This is a genomic window from Aminobacter sp. P4_D5, from assembly GCF_056401815.1.
This window is the reverse complement of record NZ_JBFUIP010000448.1, coordinates 1-982: the sequence shown is the minus strand read 5'-3', so window position 1 is coordinate 982 and position 982 is coordinate 1. Positions and strand designations below refer to the sequence as shown.

General features: G+C 62.5%; 1 protein-coding gene. It reads left to right on the top strand.

Annotation, left to right across the window (positions count from 1 at the left end; genetic code table 11):
- The coding region (locus AC1DWF_RS32645) for a molybdopterin-dependent oxidoreductase (RefSeq protein ID WP_476842662.1) at positions 1-982 on the top strand (982 nt) is incomplete at both ends.

Below are 982 nucleotides of genomic sequence, written 5' to 3'. Positions count from 1 at the left end.
ACCACACGTAGCGCTTTCGGAACCCGTTTCCGACGAGGTTCGCAAGACCACCTGCTACATGTGCGCCTGCCGCTGCGGCATCGACGTCCACATCAAGGACGGCAAGATCCGCTACATCGAAGGTAATCGCGATCATCCGGTCAATCGCGGCGTTTTGTGCGCCAAGGGCTCGGCTGGCATCATGCAGCATTACGCCCCGGCTCGGCTGCGGGCGCCGCTGCTCAGGACCGGTCCGCGCGGTTCGGGCGAGTTCAAGGAGATTTCCTGGGAMGAGGCATTGTCGCTCGCGACCAGCTGGCTGGACGGGGTGCGGCACGAAGATCCGAAAAAACTTGCCTTTTTCACCGGGCGCGACCAGTCGCAGTCGCTGACTGGCTTTTGGGCACAGCAGTTCGGCACGCCGAACTACGCCGCGCATGGCGGCTTCTGCTCGGTCAACATGGCAGCGGCCGGTATCATGACCATCGGCGGGGCGTTCTGGGAGTTCGGTGCGCCCGATTGGGATCGGACAAAGCTGTTCGTCATGTTCGGCGTTGCCGAGGACCATGATTCCAACCCGATCAAGATCGGCATTTCGAAGCTCAAGAAACGCGGCGCGCGCTTCGTTTCGGTCAATCCGGTGCGCACCGGCTATTCGTCCGTCGCCGACAACTGGATCGGCATCCGCCCCGGCACCGACGGTCTGCTGATCCTTGCCGTGGTGCACGAACTGCTCAAGGCGCGGAAGATCGACGTCGATTACATCGTGCGTTATTCCAACGCGACCTGGCTGGTGGTCGACGCTCCCGGAACTGCCGAACACGGGCTTTTCGTGCGTGACGACAATGGCAAGCCGCAGATCTTTGAAACCGTGACCGAGCATGTCGTGCCGCTCGGCACCAAAGGCGCGCGGGCGGCACTTTCGGGCCGTTTCGAGCTACCCGACGGCCGCTTCGCGGTGCCGTCATTCCAGTTGCTCGCCGAAAAATATCTCGACCCGCGC